At 67.9% G+C, this 15766-nt stretch carries 14 protein-coding genes; 13 read left to right on the top strand and 1 reads right to left on the bottom strand.

What is annotated here, in order from left to right; translation table 11 throughout:
• Positions 1 to 233 precede the first annotated feature (233 nt).
• From TSB10GB4_RS06165 to menC, 6 genes are all read left to right on the top strand, one after another.
• On the top strand, positions 234 to 1811 hold the full coding sequence (locus TSB10GB4_RS06165) for an ABC transporter substrate-binding protein (RefSeq protein WP_186395007.1): 1578 nt from the start codon (positions 234 to 236) through the stop codon (positions 1809 to 1811).
• A gap of 196 nt (positions 1812 to 2007) precedes the next feature.
• Positions 2008 to 2925, top strand: coding sequence for an ABC transporter permease (locus tag TSB10GB4_RS06160; protein WP_186395006.1), 918 nt, complete (start codon positions 2008 to 2010; stop codon positions 2923 to 2925).
• A gap of 4 nt (positions 2926 to 2929) precedes the next feature.
• Entirely contained in the window at positions 2930 to 3829 is a 900-nt protein-coding gene (locus TSB10GB4_RS06155; protein ID WP_186389314.1) for an ABC transporter permease, read from the top strand.
• Positions 3826 to 4677, top strand: coding sequence for an ABC transporter ATP-binding protein (locus TSB10GB4_RS06150; RefSeq protein WP_186395005.1), 852 nt, complete (start codon positions 3826 to 3828; stop codon positions 4675 to 4677). The genes TSB10GB4_RS06155 and TSB10GB4_RS06150 overlap by 4 nt, the downstream gene beginning before the upstream one ends.
• Positions 4674 to 5501 carry an ATP-binding cassette domain-containing protein gene (locus TSB10GB4_RS06145; protein ID WP_244296514.1) on the top strand — a complete coding sequence of 276 codons (828 nt, stop codon included), beginning with the start codon at positions 4674 to 4676 and terminating at the stop codon, positions 5499 to 5501. The genes TSB10GB4_RS06150 and TSB10GB4_RS06145 overlap by 4 nt, the downstream gene beginning before the upstream one ends.
• Before the next feature lie 72 nt (positions 5502 to 5573).
• Entirely contained in the window at positions 5574 to 6716 is a 1143-nt protein-coding gene (gene menC / locus TSB10GB4_RS06140) for an o-succinylbenzoate synthase (RefSeq protein WP_186395004.1), read from the top strand.
• A 912-nt stretch (positions 6717 to 7628) separates the two neighbouring features.
• On the opposite strand, the gene TSB10GB4_RS06135 is transcribed toward menC, so the two are convergent.
• On the bottom strand, positions 7629 to 8705 hold the full coding sequence (locus TSB10GB4_RS06135; protein ID WP_186395003.1) for an ABC transporter ATP-binding protein: 1077 nt from the start codon (positions 8703 to 8705) through the stop codon (positions 7629 to 7631).
• A gap of 238 nt (positions 8706 to 8943) precedes the next feature.
• On the opposite strand from TSB10GB4_RS06135, the gene TSB10GB4_RS06130 reads away from it, so the two are divergent.
• From TSB10GB4_RS06130 to TSB10GB4_RS06100, 7 genes are all read left to right on the top strand, one after another.
• Positions 8944 to 9642, top strand: a complete 699-nt coding sequence (locus tag TSB10GB4_RS06130) for a GntR family transcriptional regulator (RefSeq protein ID WP_186395002.1) — start codon at positions 8944 to 8946, stop codon at positions 9640 to 9642.
• Positions 9639 to 10553 (top strand): alpha/beta hydrolase fold domain-containing protein, encoded by a 915-nt coding sequence (locus TSB10GB4_RS06125; protein ID WP_186395001.1) that lies wholly within the window; start codon positions 9639 to 9641, stop codon positions 10551 to 10553. The genes TSB10GB4_RS06130 and TSB10GB4_RS06125 overlap by 4 nt, the downstream gene beginning before the upstream one ends.
• Before the next feature lie 34 nt (positions 10554 to 10587).
• Positions 10588 to 11805 carry a sugar ABC transporter substrate-binding protein gene (locus TSB10GB4_RS06120; RefSeq protein ID WP_186395000.1) on the top strand — a complete coding sequence of 406 codons (1218 nt, stop codon included), beginning with the start codon at positions 10588 to 10590 and terminating at the stop codon, positions 11803 to 11805.
• Between the two features lie 138 nt (positions 11806 to 11943).
• Complete coding sequence (locus TSB10GB4_RS06115) at positions 11944 to 12861, top strand: carbohydrate ABC transporter permease (protein ID WP_186394999.1); 918 nt, start codon at positions 11944 to 11946, stop codon at positions 12859 to 12861.
• Positions 12858 to 13691 carry a carbohydrate ABC transporter permease gene (locus TSB10GB4_RS06110; RefSeq protein ID WP_186394998.1) on the top strand — a complete coding sequence of 278 codons (834 nt, stop codon included), beginning with the start codon at positions 12858 to 12860 and terminating at the stop codon, positions 13689 to 13691. The genes TSB10GB4_RS06115 and TSB10GB4_RS06110 overlap by 4 nt, the downstream gene beginning before the upstream one ends.
• A gap of 20 nt (positions 13692 to 13711) precedes the next feature.
• Positions 13712 to 14599 carry a sugar phosphate isomerase/epimerase gene (locus TSB10GB4_RS06105; protein WP_186394997.1) on the top strand — a complete coding sequence of 296 codons (888 nt, stop codon included), beginning with the start codon at positions 13712 to 13714 and terminating at the stop codon, positions 14597 to 14599.
• A complete protein-coding gene (locus TSB10GB4_RS06100; RefSeq protein ID WP_186394996.1) occupies positions 14596 to 15591 on the top strand; it encodes a Gfo/Idh/MocA family protein in 996 nt (331 codons plus the stop codon). Before TSB10GB4_RS06105 ends, TSB10GB4_RS06100 begins: the two co-directional genes overlap by 4 nt.
• The last annotated feature ends 175 nt before the right edge of the window (positions 15592 to 15766 follow it).

The following is a 15766-nucleotide window of genomic DNA, read 5'->3' as shown; positions in this document are numbered from 1 at the left end:
AAAACCGCTGCACCGTGAATGCCTTGATCTGTCCCGCGCCGCCGAAGCGGCGGCGCGGGACATCTTTTCCCTAAGCCGCACGATAGAGCGCCGCTTGACAAGCCCCATGTTGTCACATTTAAATATCAATGTCGATAATCACTATTCGATAAAAAACACAAAATATCGATCACAGCCGGCGCCTATCGCGCCTGACATCGATCAAGGGCGATCCAGCGCCCAGGAGGTCTCGAATGTCCCGAAGCATGTCCCGCAGCACGTCCCTTTCCGCATCGCTGAAGTCCCTCAAGCTCGGCACCGCGCTCGCCGCCGCGCTTGCGCTCGGCGCGCCCCTCGCCCCGGCGCTCGCCGGCCCGGCCGACAACAGCTTGGTCTGGTCCGCCCAGAAGGAGCTGACCGCCGCCGACACCTATTTCGACACCTCGCGCGAGGCGGTCGTCGTCGCCCAGCATGTCTATGACGGCCTGGTCTTCTGGGATCAGCAGGCGCAGGAGTTCAAGCCGCTGCTGGCCGACGAATGGCGCCAGATCGACCCGCTGACGCTGGAATTCGACCTGCGCGAGGGCGTCACCTTCCATGACGGCAGCAGCTTCGGCCCGAAGGACGTGGTCTACACGCTGAACTTCGTCACCGACGAGAAGAACGGCGTTCTCAACTACGGCGACATCAAGTGGATCAAGTCGACCGAGCAGGTCGGCGAGCGCACCGTCCGCATCCACCTGAACGAGCCGTTCCCGGCCGCCCTCTCCTATCTGGCGCTGGTCCTGCCGATCCTGCCGGACGGGCATTTCGACAAGGCCGAGACCGGCAGCGACGGCAACAAGCGCTTCGCCGCCGTGCCGCCGGTCGGCACCGGCCCCTACAAGGTCACCAGCTTCGGCAATGGCGACACCGTCGTCATGCAGGCGAACGAGGCCTATTTCGACGGCCCCAAGGGCAAGCCGCAGATCGGCACGCTGACCTACCGCACCATCGCCGACGGCGCGACGCAGATCGCCGAGCTGATGACCGGCGGCATCGACTGGGTCTGGGGCATCAGCAACGACCAGGCCGAGAACCTCGCCCAGGCGCCGCACCTCACCTCGGTCAACGCGCCGACCATGCGCATCAGCTACCTGACCTTCGACCTGAAGGGCACCAGCGGCACCGACGTCTTCACCGATGCGCGCGTGCGCAAGGCCGTCGGCCATGCCATCGACCGCGCCAACATCGCCCGCCACCTGATGGGCGAGAACAGCCAGGTGGTCAATGCCGCCTGCCATCCGGTGCAGTTCGGCTGCACCAGCGACGTCACCGCCTATGACCACGATCCGGAAAAGGCCAAGGCCCTGCTCGCCGAGGCCGGCAAGGCCGACGGCTTCTCCGTCGACCTCTACGGCTATCGCGACCGCGAGGTCACCGAGGCGATCATGGGCGATCTCGCCAAGGTCGGCATCAAGGCCAACCTGCGCTGGCTGCAATATTCCGCCGCCCGCGACCTGATCCGCGAGGGCAAGGTGCCGGTCGCCAACATGAGCTGGGGCTCGTCCTCGATCCCGGACGTGTCGGCCATCACCAGCTACTTCTTCGGCGGCGGCCCGGACGATCCGGCCAAGGACCCGGCGCTGCAGGAGGCCATCCGCCGCGCCGATCTCGCCAGCGATCCGGACGTGCGCCTCGCCAGCTATGCCGAGGCCCTGCAACTGATCGCCGACGAGGCCTATTGGCTGCCGCTGTTCAGCTACACCAAGAACTACAGCTACAACGCGCAGCTCGACTTCACCCCGTCGGCTGACGAACTGCCCCGCTTCTACGCCACGAGCTGGAAGTAACGGCAGGACCGGTGCCGCGCCCGGATGCGGCACCGGTCCATTTCGCGCGCATGAGGAGGCTCGGCGGCGCTGCCGGCGGTGATCCCCCGGTTGACTGCTATGGTGGGCCGCTCCCGTTCGGCCGGCCCCTTTAGGCTGTCCCATTTAGGCTGCCCCGCATGGCGTCACTCCGGTCCCTGTTCCGCAAAGGCCTGGCATGATCCGCTTCACCCTGAAACGCCTGGCGATCGCCGCGCTCGTCGCCCTCGTCGTCTCGGGCATCAGCTTCGGCCTGATGTTCGTCTCGGGCGACCCCGCCATCGCCATCGCCGGCGAGGGCGCGACGGAGGACGATCTCGTCGTCATCCGCGCCCGCTACGGCCTCGACCGCCCGATCCCGGTGCAATATGCCGAATGGGTCGGCCGCGCCGTCCGGGGCGACTTCGGCGACAGCATCTATTTCAGCAAGCCGGTGGTCACCCTGCTGGCCGAGCGTTTTCCGGCCACCGCGACGCTCGGCGTGCTGGCCATCGGCGTCGCCATCGTGCTGGCGATCCCGCTCGGCATCATCGCCGCCATCCGCCAGAACCGCCTGCCGGACCGTGCCGCCCTCACCTTCGGCACCATCGGCCAGGCGACGCCCAGCTTCTGGCTCGGCCTGATGCTGATCTGGCTGTTCGCGGTCAAGCTCCAAGTGCTGCCGGTCTCCGGCTCGCAGACGCTCGCCCATTTCGTGCTGCCCGCCCTGGTGCTCGGCTACTACGCCGCGCCCTCCATGCTGCGCCTGTGCCGCGCCGGCATGATCGACGCGCTGTCGTCCGACTATGTGCGCACCGCCCGCGCCAAGGGCCTGCTGCCGCGCCAGGTCCTGTTCGGCCATGCCATCCGCAACGCCATCCTGCCGGTGATCAGCGTCGCCGCCGTCGAGTTCGGCTTCATCCTCGGCGGCTCGGTCGTGGTGGAAAGCGTCTTCGGCATTCGCGGCATCGGCCTGCTGGCCTGGGAGAGCATCGCCCGCAACGACTTCCCGACCATTCAGGCGATCATTCTCGTCTACGCCATGATCTATGTCTGGCTGACCTTCCTCGCGGATGTGATCAACGCCTGGCTCGACCCCCGCATCCGCGTGAGCTGACCCCATGACCGCCCAATCCCTGCCGGCAACGGCCAAGCTCCCCCACCCCTCGCCGCGCCGCATCATGCTGAAGCGGGCGCGGGCCCATCGCGGCCTGCTGATCGGCGGCGCCATCGTCCTGGCGGTCGTGCTGATCGCCCTTTTCGCGCCGCTGCTGGCTCCGCACGACCCGTATGCCCAGGACCTGTCGCGGCGGCTGCTGCCGCCGGTCTGGTCGGACAAGGGAAGCTGGGAGCATATCTTCGGCACCGACGCCCTGGGGCGCGACTATCTCTCGCGCATCCTCTTCGGCGCCCGCATCTCGCTGCTGATCGGCATCACCGCCGCCATCGGCTCCGGGCTGATCGGCACGACGCTCGGCCTGCTCGCCGGCTATTTCGGCGGCCGCGTCGACAGCATCGTCACCTTCATCATCTCCGTGCGCCTGGCGCTGCCGGTGGTGCTGGTGTCGCTCGCCGTCGTCTCGCTGTTCGGCGGCGACCTGTGGATCGTCGTCACCGTGCTCAGCCTCTTGCTGTGGGACCGCTTCGCCGTCGTCGTGCGCTCGGCGACCCAGCAGTTGCGCAACCAGGAATTCGTCACCGCCGCCCGCGCCATGGGCGCCTCCACCCCGCGCATTCTGATCGTCGAGCTGCTGCCGAACCTCATCGGCCCGCTCGTCGTCATCGGCTCGCTGGAGGTCGCCCACGCCATCCTCTTGGAATCGGCGCTCTCCTTCCTCGGCCTCGGCGTCCAGCCGCCCACCCCCTCCTGGGGCCTGATGGTCTCGGAAGGCAAGGGCCTCGTCTTCTTCGACGCCCGCCTGATCGCCATTCCCGGCGCCGCCATCGCCATCCTGGTGCTCGGCATCAACCTGATCGGCGACGGCTTGCGCGACGTGCTGACCCCGGAGAGCCGGGCATGAGCGTCCTTTCCGTCCGCAACCTCAGGGTCACCATTCCGACCCATGGCGAGCCGCTGCAGGCGGTGCGCGGCGTCGATATCAAGGTCGGCGCCGGCGAGACGCTCGGCATCGTCGGCGAGAGCGGCTGCGGCAAGTCGGTCACCTCGATGGCGATCATGCGGCTGCTGCCCGGCCGCATCTCCGTCAAGGCCGACGAGATGCGCCTTGGCGACACCGATCTTCTCGCCACCAGCGAGCGGCGGATGGCCGACATCCGCGGCGACCGCATGGCGATGATCTTCCAGGAGCCGATGACCGCGCTCAATCCGGTGCTGACCATCGGCCGGCAGATGACCGAGACCTGGACCCGCCATCGCGGCGGCGGCAAGCGCGAGGCGCGCGAGCGCGCCCTCGACCTGCTCGACCGGGTCGGCATCCCGCATCCGCGCGAGCGGCTCGGCGTCTACCCGCACCAGCTTTCCGGCGGCCTGCGCCAGCGCGTGATGATCGCCATGGCGCTGCTCTGCGACCCGGACCTGATCATCGCCGACGAGCCGACCACCGCGCTCGACGTCACCGTCCAGGCGCAGATCCTCGACCTGCTCGCCTCCCTGCAGCAGGAACGCGGCCTCGCCATGATCTTCATCAGCCACGACATCGGCGTCGTCGCCCGCATCGCCGGCCGCGTGCAGGTCATGTATGGCGGGCGCACCGTCGACAGCGGCCCGGTCGGCGAATTGCTTGGCGCGCCCAAACACCCCTACACGCGGGCGCTGCTCTCCTCCGTGCCGCGCCGGGGCATGCGCTGGGGCCGCGACACGCTCGGCGCCATCCGCTGGAGCGACGACACGCCGGAGGCCTCCTCATGAGCGACCAAGTCATGAGCGAGAAAGCCATGAGCGACATCGTCATGGAGCTGCGCGACGTGCGCCGCACCTATCGCCTCGGTGGCGGCGTCTTCGGCACCCCGCGCGACCTCAAGGCGCTGGACGGCGTCAGCCTGCAATTGCATCGCGGCGAGGTGCTGGCGCTGGTCGGCGAATCCGGTTCCGGCAAGAGCACCCTGTCGCGCATCCTGCTCGGGCTCGAGGCGCCGACCTCCGGCGAGGTATTTCTTGACGGCGCGCCGGTCGCCTCGATCCGCCGCCGCGCCTTCGCCGCCCGCGTCCAGCCGGTGTTCCAGGACCCCTATTCCTCGCTCAACCCGCGCAAGACCGTGCACCAGATCATCGAGGCGCCGCTGGTCATCGCCGGCGGCGTCGCGGCGGCCGAGCGGCTGCGCCGGGTGCGCGAGCTGCTCGACATCCTGCGCATGCCCGAGCGCATGCTGGAGGCCTATCCGAGCCAGATGTCCGGCGGCCAGCGCCAGCGCGTCGCCATCGCCAGGGCGCTGATCTCGCGGCCGGAGATCGTCGTCTGCGACGAGCCGACCTCGGCGCTCGACGTCTCCGTCCAGGCGGAGGTGCTGAACCTGTTGATGGAGCTGCGGGCCGAGTTCGGCCTCACCTATCTCTTCATCAGCCACGACCTTGCGGTGGTCGAATATATCGCCGACCGGGTCGCGGTCATGCAGTCCGGCCGCCTCGTCGAGGTCGCCGAGGCCGAAACCCTCTTCGCCTCGCCTCAGCACGACTACACCCGCCGCCTGCTCGCCTCCGCGCTCACCGTCCCGGCCGCCAGCCCGAACCCCTGAACTCGTCTGCCTTTCCCGAAGCCGGCCCCACCCTTGTCCGGCCGGCTTCCCACTCCCCAAAAGGTCAATAAAATGACACGCCCCATCGCCACCCGGCACCTGCCCCTTTGCATCGACAGCGCCGAGCTGCACATCGTCCGCCTGCCGCTGATCTCGCCCTTCACCACCTCCACCGGCACCATGCACGAGAAGGTGTTTCCGCTGCTGGTGCTGAAGTCCGGCGAGCTGGAAGGCTATGCCGAAGGCGTGATGGACCCGCTGCCCGACTATCTCGACGACACCATCTCCGCCACCACCTACTTCCTGCGCGAGGCGATCCTGCCCAACGTCGTCGGCAAAAGCTTCGAGAACCCGCAGCAGTTGGAAAAGGTGCTGGCCCCCTGGCGCGGCCACTGGATGGCCAAGGCCACCGTCGAGATGGCGTTCTGGGACCTGTGGGCCAAGGCGCTCGGCCTGCCGCTCAAGACCCTGCTCGGCGGCAGCGGCGACAGGGTCGCCGTCGGCGTCTCGCTCGGTATCGAGGACATCGAGGCGACCGTCCAGGCGGCCAAGCGCCATCACGCGGCCGGCTACAAGCGCATCAAGCTGAAGATCGAGCCGGGCCACGACCTCGATCTCGTCGCCCGCGTGCGCGCCGCCCTGCCGGACGCGAGGATCAGCGTCGATGCCAACACCGCCTACTCGCTCGCCGACCTGCGCACCCTCAAGGCGCTCGACGCCTTCGACCTGGAATATATCGAGCAGCCGCTCGCCTATGACGACATTCACGACCACGCCGTGCTGCAGTCGCGCATCGCGACGCCCGTTTGCCTCGACGAGAGCATCCGTTCGGCCGCCGATGCCCGCAAGGCGCTGGCGAGCGATGCCGCCCGCGTCGTCAATATCAAGGTCGGCCGCGTCGGCGGCCATCTGGAAGCCCGCCGCATCCATGACATTGCCGAGGCCTGGAGCGTTCCGGTGTGGTGCGGCGGCATGCTGGAGTCCGGCATCGGCCGTGCCCACAACATCCACATGTCGACCCTGCCGAACTTCCGCAAGCCCGGCGACACGTCGAGCGCGCGGCGCTACTTCCGCAAGGACCTGACGGTGGAATGGCTGGAGACCGAGGACGGCATGATGCCGGTACCGCAAGGCCCCGGCATCGGCGTGCGCCTCGACCGTGAGTTCCTGGACGGCATCTCGAGCGAGCGCGAGACCTTCGGCGCGGCCGCGTAAGGCGGCAGGCGCGACGGGAGTAACGACAGCGGGCGGCGGTTGCGAAGCAAGTCCAAGTGACGGCGGTTGGCGGCGACACGCCGCCGTCGCCCGCTCTCGGCCGCTGCCCCACCCTCGGCCGCCGCCCCACCCGTCGCCCTGCACGCACCACCCTCTCGGCGTCTTCCCGGACGGCGCGCAGCGCCGAGCCGGGATCGGCGAGCCGAGGGCCTGTCGGCCGCGCTCCCCGAACGACGCCACACGCACCGTGCCTCTCCGGTTCCGGCTCGCGGCTTCGCCTTGGCCGGAATGACGCAAAGAGAGGTTGGCGCAAAGGAGGGAACAGCGGGGATACCGGCCGCCGCCCCACCCTCAGCCGTCACACCGGGCAAGCGCAGCGCGACCCGGTGCCCATTGGCTCCCAGAGCGGCTACGAGGGCACACCCACCCCTCCCGCGTCCTCCCGGACGGCGCCCGCTCTCGCGCACCCGTCGCCCGGCACGCACCACGCTCTCAGTTCGTCCTCCCGGACGGCGCGCAGCGCCGAGCCGGGATCGGCGAGCCGAGGGCCTGTCGGCCGCGCTCCCCGAACGACGCCACACGCACCGTGCCTCTCCGGTTCCGGCTCGCGGCTTCGCCTTGGCCGGAATGACGCAAAGAGAGGTTGGCGCGACGGGAGGGACGAACAGCGAAGCAGCTACGCGGAAGAAATCCCCGGGGAGGCAGCGCGAGGCCGCCGCCTCACCCTCACCAAGGTTATCCCCGCGCCGGACACGCCGGAGCGCGGCGCGGGGACGGCCCGCCGGCCCGTATCCGGGGCTGACGCGGCTTGAGACGCAAAAATCAAAAAAACGCGATTTCGAGACGGATTTTCGCAAAATCCGTCTCAATTTCAGATCTACACATAAATCATTGATTTAAAACATAAAACCATCAATTCACCTCGAGCCTCGCGCCGCTGTCGCGCTCGAAATAATGCAGGTCCGCAAGATCGTAATCGAGGCTTATCCTCTCGTTGCGGCACAGCGCCACGGTCGGCGCCAGCCGCGCCGTCAGCTCCTGATCGCCGAACCGGCAGATCGCCATCGTGTCGGAGCCGAGCGGTTCGAACACCTCAACCACCGGCGCGATGGCGCCGTCCCTGTCCCCGGCAAACGACAGGTGCTCAGGACGGATCCCCACGTCGATCCGCGCCCCGTCGGGCGCTGCCACCTCGCCCAGCCTGAGCGCCGCATCTCCCACCCTCAGCACCGGCGAAGCCCCTGATCTGTCGAGGTTTCCGCTGAAGATGTTCATCTGCGGCGAGCCGATGAACTCGCCGACGAAGCGACAGTTCGGCCGGCTGTAGAGCTCGATCGGGTGGCCCTGCTGCACGATGTTACCCCCGCGCAGCACCACCACCCGGTCGGCCAGCGTCATCGCCTCGGTCTGGTCATGGGTGACATAGACCGTCGTGGTCTTCAGCATCGCATGCAAGCGCTTGATCTGCGTGCGCATTTCGACGCGCAGCTTGGCGTCGAGGTTGGACAGCGGCTCGTCGAACAGGAACACCGCCGGCTTGCGGACGATGGCCCGGCCCATCGCGACGCGCTGGCGCTGGCCGCCGGAAAGCTGGCCCGGCTTGCGGTCGAGATAGGGCTCGATCTGCAGGATACGCGCCGCCTCGCGCACCTTCGGCGCGATCTCGGCAGCCTTCAAGCCTCTCATTTTCAAGCCGAATCCGATGTTTTCGGCAACGCTCATATGCGGGTACAGCGCATAGTCCTGGAACACCATGGCGACGTCCCGGTCGCGCGGTTCGACATTGTTGACGACCCGCTCGCCGATCTTCAGCACGCCGCCGGAGATCTCTTCCAGCCCGGCGATCATCCGCAGCATGGTCGACTTGCCGCATCCCGACGGCCCGACAAAGGCGACAAACTCGCCATCGCGCACATCGAGATCGACGCCATGGATCGCCCGCACCGAGCCGTAATTCTTGACGATCCCTTCCAGCCGGATTTCGGCCATGGCGCTCTCCCTGTTCGCCGCCCTCGTTCCGGGGCTTGCATTATCGATAATTTGGATGTTATCGATATCGATAATGAAGCGCAAGCCCGGTCGGGAGAGCGGATATCTCCGCCGGGTCCCGCGGCCGACGTTCCGGCCACCCCGGCAATCTCGGGCCGGCGGACGGCGGCAGCGGGGCAAAAAAGCGCGGAAAAGCTGGGCCGGCGGGGGTCCGGCCGCAGGAAGGAGCCGATGTTCGATGGCCGTTGAGAGTTTCTCGACCGCGTCCGTGATGGATCTTGTCCCCCGCCAGTCGAGCCGGCGCAGCCATGCCGTCTTCGTGGCGCTGCAGCGGGAAATCGTGCTCGGCGACCTGCCGCCGGACTCCGCCCTGACCGAGATGGAACTGGCCCAGCGCTTCCAGTGCAGCCAGAGCACCGTGCGCGAGGCCCTGATGCAGCTCTCCGAGGAGGGCCTGGTCAAGCGCCTGCCGCATCGCGGCACGCTGGTCGCCCCCTGCCGCACGGAGGACGCCCGCGCCCTCATCAACATCCGCCGCGAGGTCGAATGCGGCTATCTCGAACGGGTGCTCGGCAATGCCGGACGCGGCCTTGTCGGCCAGCTTCGCGACGAGCTCGACGCCATGCGCAACGCCGCCCGCGACGGCGACGAATACCGCCTTTCGGTTCATGACCGGGCGTTTCACACCGCCCTCTTCGCCGCCGCCGACCTGCCGCTGGTGGTGCCGATCCTGACCCGCTGCCTGATCCACAATCACCGCTACAAGATCATGAATTCGCAGCCGAACCGGGCGCTTGAAGAGACCGCCGAGCGGCATGTCCCCATCGTCGAGGCCTTGCGCGCCGGCAATATCGACCATCTGCGCGCGGTGCTTGCGCACCACATCTCGACCATCGTCGACTTCGGCCCGGACCTCACCGGGAGACCCTGCGGATGACCGCCCGCCAGCCCAGCCCGGCGATGCGTGCCCTGCTCGACCGCCTCGCGCGGGAAGATCAGGGTCTTGCCGACCCGACCACGCTGGAGCCGCAGGCCGGGCGCTCGCTCGCCGCGCTCACCAACATCCGCTGGAACGAGGACCTGCCGCCGGTCGCCGAAAGCCGCAACCTGATGCAGGCCGGCCTGCCCGCCCGCCTCGTCGTGCCGAAAGGCGACACGGGGCGCGACGCGATCCTGCATGTCCATGGCGGCGGCTGGGCCTTCTGTTCCGCCGCGACCCACGAGGCCGCCGCCCGGCGCCTTGCCGATGCGACCGGCGCCCGCGTGCTGACGGTCGAGTATCGCCTGGCCCCAGAACACCCGTACCCTCAAGGACTTGAGGATGTGCTGGCGGCCTGGACCGCGCGCGATCCCGGCTTTCGCTGGTCGATCGCCGGCGACAGCGCCGGCGCCAATCTGGCGCTCGCCGCCATGCTGCGGCTGCTCGAGGACGGCGGCGCGCTGCCGGCCCAGGCGCTGCTGTTCTATGGCGTCTATGGCGCCGACTTCGCCACGCCCTCCTACGAGGCCTACGCGGACGGGCCGGGTCTCACCCGGGCGAAGATGCAGCGCTACTGGAACTGGTATGCGGCGCGCGATCTGCGCGGCCGGCCGACGGTGTCGCCGCTGGCGGCCAGCGACGCGGCGCTCGCCGCCCTGCCGCCGCTCTATCTCAACGCCGCCGGGATCGACCCCCTGTGCAGCGACACCGAATTGCTGGTCGCGCGCTTGCGGGCGCTCGGCCGCGACGACCCTTTCGATCTCATCGGGGGCGTCGTCCATGGTTTCATGCAGATGGGCTCGGCCCTGCCGGAGGCGCGCGGCGCCTTCGAACAGGCCGGCACCGTCTTCAGAAAACGGGCCGCCTGAGGAGCGGCCCATCATCCAGGGAGGAACCAACAAGATGAAAATACTGAGGAAACTCGCTGTCGCCGCCAGCGCGCTGACGCTGATGGCCAGCCTTGCCCATGCCGACAGCACCGTCCGCTTCTGGTATCACTTCGACAATGCCGACAACCCGATGGACGCCCTTGTCGCCGAGTTCGAGGCCCAGAATCCGGGCATCAAGGTCCAGGCCGAGAACATTCCCTGGAACAGCTATTACGACAATCTCTACACCGCGATCGTCGGCGGCAACGCGCCCGACGCGGCGATGGTGAAGATGTTCGCGCAGCCGCGCCTCGTCGAAATGGGCGCGCTGGAGCCGATCGGCGGGCAGATCGACGCCTGGGACGGCAAGGATCGCCTTGAGGACAATCTTCTCGACCTGACCCGTGCCGCCGACGGCAACACCTATTACCTGCCGGTCCAGTACGTGGTGCTCTATCTCTACTATCGCCAGGACATGCTGGACGAGCTCGGCCTCCAGGTGCCCGCCACCTGCGACGAATTCCGCAGTGTCGCCAAGGCCTTGACCCGCGACACCAATGGCGACGGCCGGCCCGATGTCTACGGCTTCGGATTTCGCGGCGGCAAGGGCGGCCATGACCACTGGGCGAGCTTCGTGCTCGGCCGCGAGGGGGTCGACCTCCAGCAGGGGCTGACCTCGGAGGCGGGGATTGCCGGCAGCCAATACGTGGTCGACCTGTTCCGCGAGGACGGCGTCTTCCCGCCCTCCGCGCCCAATGACGGCTTCCAGGAAATCCTCGGCGCCTTCAAGGCCGGCAAGACGGCGATGACCATCCATCACATCGGCTCGGCCAACGGCCTTGTCGAGGTGCTTGGCGACAAGGTGTCGGCCGCGCCGGTGCCCGAATGCGGCGGCGGCCGCTGGACCGCCTTCGGCGACGAGAGCACCGCCATCCTGTCGTCGGCCTCCGACAAGGAGGCGGCCTGGAAGTGGATCTCGTTCCTGTCCTCGCCGGTCAACAATGCCCGGTTCAACGAGGCAACGGGCCAGCTTCCGGTGGTCCGCTCCGATGCGGAACGCTGGTCTCTGCACCCGCGCCGCTTCGTCAAGGCGACGGTGGACTCGCTCCCTCACGCTCACCTGCTGCCGAATGTCTCGCAGACCTCGGACTTCGTGAACACCGTCTGGCCGGTCAACATGCAGCGCGCCCTGACCGGCGAGATCTCGGCGAAAGAGATGAACGAAAAGATCGCCGAACTCTACGCAAACTAGCCGGAACCGGCCCCATCGCCGCCGGGGAGGCCTGCCGCGCGCAGCCTTCCCGGGTCTCCCGCACCCTGGAATCGATCAGCCACGGGACGGCCGGGCGTTTTCGCCCGACCGTCCGCTGATCCAGCCGACGGCCAGACCATGACCGATACAACCGTTCCCGATGCCGGGCCGACCGGGCGCCCGCTCGGCCGGCGCGTGCTCCCCTACGCCATGCTGTCGCCGGCGGTGCTGGTGACGCTCGCCATCGTCTTCTTTCCCATGCTGCAGACGGCCTGGATGAGCCTGCACGACTATGTGCTGTTCCGGCCGCACCGCTTCGAGTTCCTCGGCCTCGACAACTACCGCAAGGCGCTGGCCGACGAGGTGTTCTGGATCTCGCTGCGCCACACCGCGATCTGGATCGGCATCACGGTTCCCGCCCAGTTGCTGCTCGGCCTTGCCACCGCCCTGCTGCTCAACCAGGACTTCCCCTGGCGCCCGCTCGCCCGCGCGCTGATCATCATTCCCTGGGCGCTTCCCTCCGTCGTCATCGCCCTGATGTGGGTGTGGATCTACGACAGCAATTACGGATTGATGAATGATTTCCTGCTGCGCCTCGGCCTGATCGAGCAGGCGATGCCCTGGCTCGCCCGGCCGGACACCGCGCTCGGCGCCATCATCCTGACGCTGACCTGGCAGGGTTTTCCGTTCTTCGCGGTGATGATCCTCGCCGGCCTGCAATCGATCCCGCGCAGCTATTACGAGGCGGCGGCCATCGACGGCGCCAGCGCCTGGCGCCAGTTCTGGCACATCACGCTGCCCGGCATTTCCGGCGTCCTGGTGACGGCGGTGCTGCTGCGGATGATCTGGGTCGCCAATTCCTTCGACGTCATCTTCGTGATGACCGGCGGCGGACCGGGCTACAGCACCTACACGCTGCCGCTCTACGCCTTCGTCAAATCGCGCACCAATCTCGACTTCGGCTACGGCTCGGCGCTCGCCGTCCTGTTCACCCTGCTGCTGATGGGGGTCGTGCTGATCTACCTGCGCCGCACCGGAAAGGCGGTGAGCCGATGAGACTGCGCAAGCCCCCGCTGTGGCGGCGGATCCTGACCGTCGACCTGCCGATGCTGGCGATCCTCGCCTTCACGCTCGGACCTTATGCCTGGATGCTCCTCACCTCGGTGACGCCGGAGGCCAGGCTTTTCGTGGAGGGTCCGTCGATCCTCGGCGCGACCTTCGAAAACTATGCCCGCCTGTTCCGCACCGTCGGCTTCGGCCGCAACCTGCTCGACAGCCTGATCGTGGCGGGCGGCACGGTGGTCGTCGGCCTGTCGCTGTCGATCACCGCCGCCTACGCGTTCTCGCGCTTCGAGTTCAAGGCCAAACGCCTGTTGATGATGCAGTTCCTGCTGATCAACATGTTTCCGCTGGTGCTGCTGATCCTGCCGCTCTTCGTGCTGATGCGCGTGCTCGGCCTGCTCGACACCCATGCGGCGCTGATCATCGCCAACTCGACCATCGCCATCCCCTTCTCGGTCTGGATGATGGTCAGCTACATGAACGGCATTCCCCGCTCGCTCGACGAGGCGGCGATGACCGACGGCTGCACCCGTCTCGGCGCCCTGCGCCGGGTGATCCTGCCGCTCTGCGCGCCGGGCATCGTCGCGACCGGCATCTATATCTTCATCACGGCCTGGAACGAATACCTCTACGCGCTGACCCTCGGCGGCCGCAACGTGCGCACCATCACCGTCGCCGTCCAGACGCTGATCGGCGAGTACGAGGTGCAGTGGGGCCTGCTCACCGCCGGCGGCATCATCGGCGCCATGCCCGCGACCGTTCTCTTCCTGCTCGTCCAAAAACGCCTCATCTCCGGCCTCACCCAGGGCGCGGTGAAGGGCTGAGCCTCGAAAGGACCCTCCTCTTGAAGAACCCGATCGGCATCATCTCCATGCAGTTCGCCCGCCCCTTCACCGGCGCCGACCTGCATCATTTCGCAAGGGCGGCGAAGCTCGGCTTCGACTTCGTGGAGTTGCTGGTGCCCGAGCCCGAGGACGGGCTCGACTTTGCCGAAACACGCCGCGCCGCAGAGGATGCCGGCCTCTTCCTGGTGCTCGCTGCGCGCGTCTCGCCGACCCGCTCCATTGCCTCCGACGATCCGGCGAACCGCCAGGGCGGGCTCGACTACCTCAAGCGCTGCGTCGAGGTGGCGGACGGGCTCGGCGCCCGGATGATCGGCGGCCCGCTCTATGGCGAGCCGATGGTCTTTGCCGGACGCCCGCCGGTGCCGCGCAGCGATGCCGACATCGCCGCGCGTGCCGAACGCACCATCGAGGGGCTGAAGCAAGCCGCCGCCGTTGCCCGCTCCGCCGGCAAGGTACTGGCGCTGGAAGCGCTGAACCGCTTCGAGACCGACGTGATCTCCACCACCCGGCAGGCGATCGAGGTCGTCGACGCCGTCGGCGATGCCGGCCTCGCCCTGATGCTCGACACGTTCCACATGAACATGGAGGACCGCTCGATCCCGGACGCGATCCGCGCCGCCGGCAGCCGCATCGTCCATTTCCAGGCCAACGAGAACCATCGCGGCCATCCCGGCACCGGCCATATCGACTGGCCGGCGGTGATGCGGGCGCTGCATCAGGTCGGCTACAGGGGGCCGATCTCGCTGGAGCCCTTCCGCCGCAACGACGACCGCGTGGCGCTGCCCATCGCCCATTGGCGCGCGCCGCGCGAGGACGAGAGCGACAAGCTGATGGCGGGCCTCGGCGTCATCCGCAACGCGCTGGCGCTGGCGGAGGTCGACCAATGATCAATATCGGCTGGATCGGCTGCGGCCGCCACGCACGGCAGATGCTGCTGCCGCAGCTCGGCCGCAACGGCTTTCGCATCGCCGCCCTGTGCGATCGCGATGCGGCCGCTCTTGGCGAGGCGGCGGCGAACTACGGCGTCGCCGCGCTGCACAGCGACTACCGCGACCTGATCGCCCAGCCGGGGCTCGACGCCATCGGCATGGCCGTCGGGCCGGAACTGCACCGGCTCGCCTCCATCGCGGCGCTGGAGAAAGGCCTGCCGGTCTTCATGGAAAAGCCGCCGGCAGCCGATGCGGCCGGCGCCCGCGAAGTGGCGGCGGCCTCGCAGAAGGCCGGGAAGCCCGTCATCGTCGGCTTCATGAAGCGCTATTCGACCGGCAACCGGATCGCTCGCAACGTTCTGGACGGGGGCAGCTTCGGCACGGTGCTCGGCATCACCGGCAGCTACATGACCGCGCCGACCTATTTCGTCGGCGAGCCGGACTATACCGGCTTCTTCCTGCATCACTGCGTGCACTACATGGACCTTGTCCCGTGGTTCGCCGGCGAGGACTTCGGCGACATGCTGGTGCGATCAGTAAGCCCGGTGCCGGGCAAGCTGCTGCTGCATGTCAACTTCACCACCAGGGGCGGGGTGATCGGCAATGTGGTGATGGGCACGGTGCAGTCGCGCGGCACGCCGATGGAGGAACTCCGCATCATGGGGGACCATGCGCGGCTGGAGATCGACAACATCATCGATGTGCGGCTCTACCGCGATCCGCCGTTCAAGGCGGACGATCCGGCCGCGACCTTAGACCCGGCCTGCGACACGCTGTCGTGGACGCCCAACTTCACCGCCGCCGCCAACGAGGACCACAAGGGCTATGCCGCCCTGCTGGCCGACACGGCGCGCGCCTTGCGCGGCGAAGCGAGCAATGCCCCCGGCATCGAGGCCGGCGTGCGCGCCATGGAGCGGCTGGAGCGGATGATCGCGCAGATCAAGGCGTGAGGCCCCGGGCTCCCGGCCGGGCCCACGGCGCCACGACGGATGCCGGCGGGCGCGACCTGAGACATAGGTGACAGAACGTACCGGACACATGGGTAACACTTTTCGCTTTGCGGGAGGTGTTGATGCCGTGGAAGGAGTGTTCGGTAATGGACGAGCGAGTACGTTTCGTCGGCCG

Source organism: Stappia sp. TSB10GB4 (genome assembly GCF_900185745.1).
Lineage (GTDB): Bacteria > Pseudomonadota > Alphaproteobacteria > Rhizobiales > Stappiaceae > Stappia.
This window is presented reverse-complemented; position numbering and strand designations above follow the sequence as displayed.

Coding starts and splice junctions, on each gene's coding strand:
- TSB10GB4_RS06165 (WP_186395007.1), top strand. CDS start 234: ATGTCCCGAAGCATGTCCCGCAGCACGTCCCTTTCCGCATCGCTGAAG.
- TSB10GB4_RS06160 (WP_186395006.1), top strand. CDS start 2,008: ATGATCCGCTTCACCCTGAAACGCCTGGCGATCGCCGCGCTCGTCGCC.
- TSB10GB4_RS06155 (WP_186389314.1), top strand. CDS start 2,930: ATGACCGCCCAATCCCTGCCGGCAACGGCCAAGCTCCCCCACCCCTCG.
- TSB10GB4_RS06150 (WP_186395005.1), top strand. CDS start 3,826: ATGAGCGTCCTTTCCGTCCGCAACCTCAGGGTCACCATTCCGACCCAT.
- TSB10GB4_RS06145 (WP_244296514.1), top strand. CDS start 4,674: ATGAGCGACCAAGTCATGAGCGAGAAAGCCATGAGCGACATCGTCATG.
- menC (WP_186395004.1), top strand. CDS start 5,574: ATGACACGCCCCATCGCCACCCGGCACCTGCCCCTTTGCATCGACAGC.
- TSB10GB4_RS06135 (WP_186395003.1), bottom strand. CDS start 8,705: ATGGCCGAAATCCGGCTGGAAGGGATCGTCAAGAATTACGGCTCGGTG.
- TSB10GB4_RS06130 (WP_186395002.1), top strand. CDS start 8,944: ATGGCCGTTGAGAGTTTCTCGACCGCGTCCGTGATGGATCTTGTCCCC.
- TSB10GB4_RS06125 (WP_186395001.1), top strand. CDS start 9,639: ATGACCGCCCGCCAGCCCAGCCCGGCGATGCGTGCCCTGCTCGACCGC.
- TSB10GB4_RS06120 (WP_186395000.1), top strand. CDS start 10,588: ATGAAAATACTGAGGAAACTCGCTGTCGCCGCCAGCGCGCTGACGCTG.
- TSB10GB4_RS06115 (WP_186394999.1), top strand. CDS start 11,944: ATGACCGATACAACCGTTCCCGATGCCGGGCCGACCGGGCGCCCGCTC.
- TSB10GB4_RS06110 (WP_186394998.1), top strand. CDS start 12,858: ATGAGACTGCGCAAGCCCCCGCTGTGGCGGCGGATCCTGACCGTCGAC.
- TSB10GB4_RS06100 (WP_186394996.1), top strand. CDS start 14,596: ATGATCAATATCGGCTGGATCGGCTGCGGCCGCCACGCACGGCAGATG.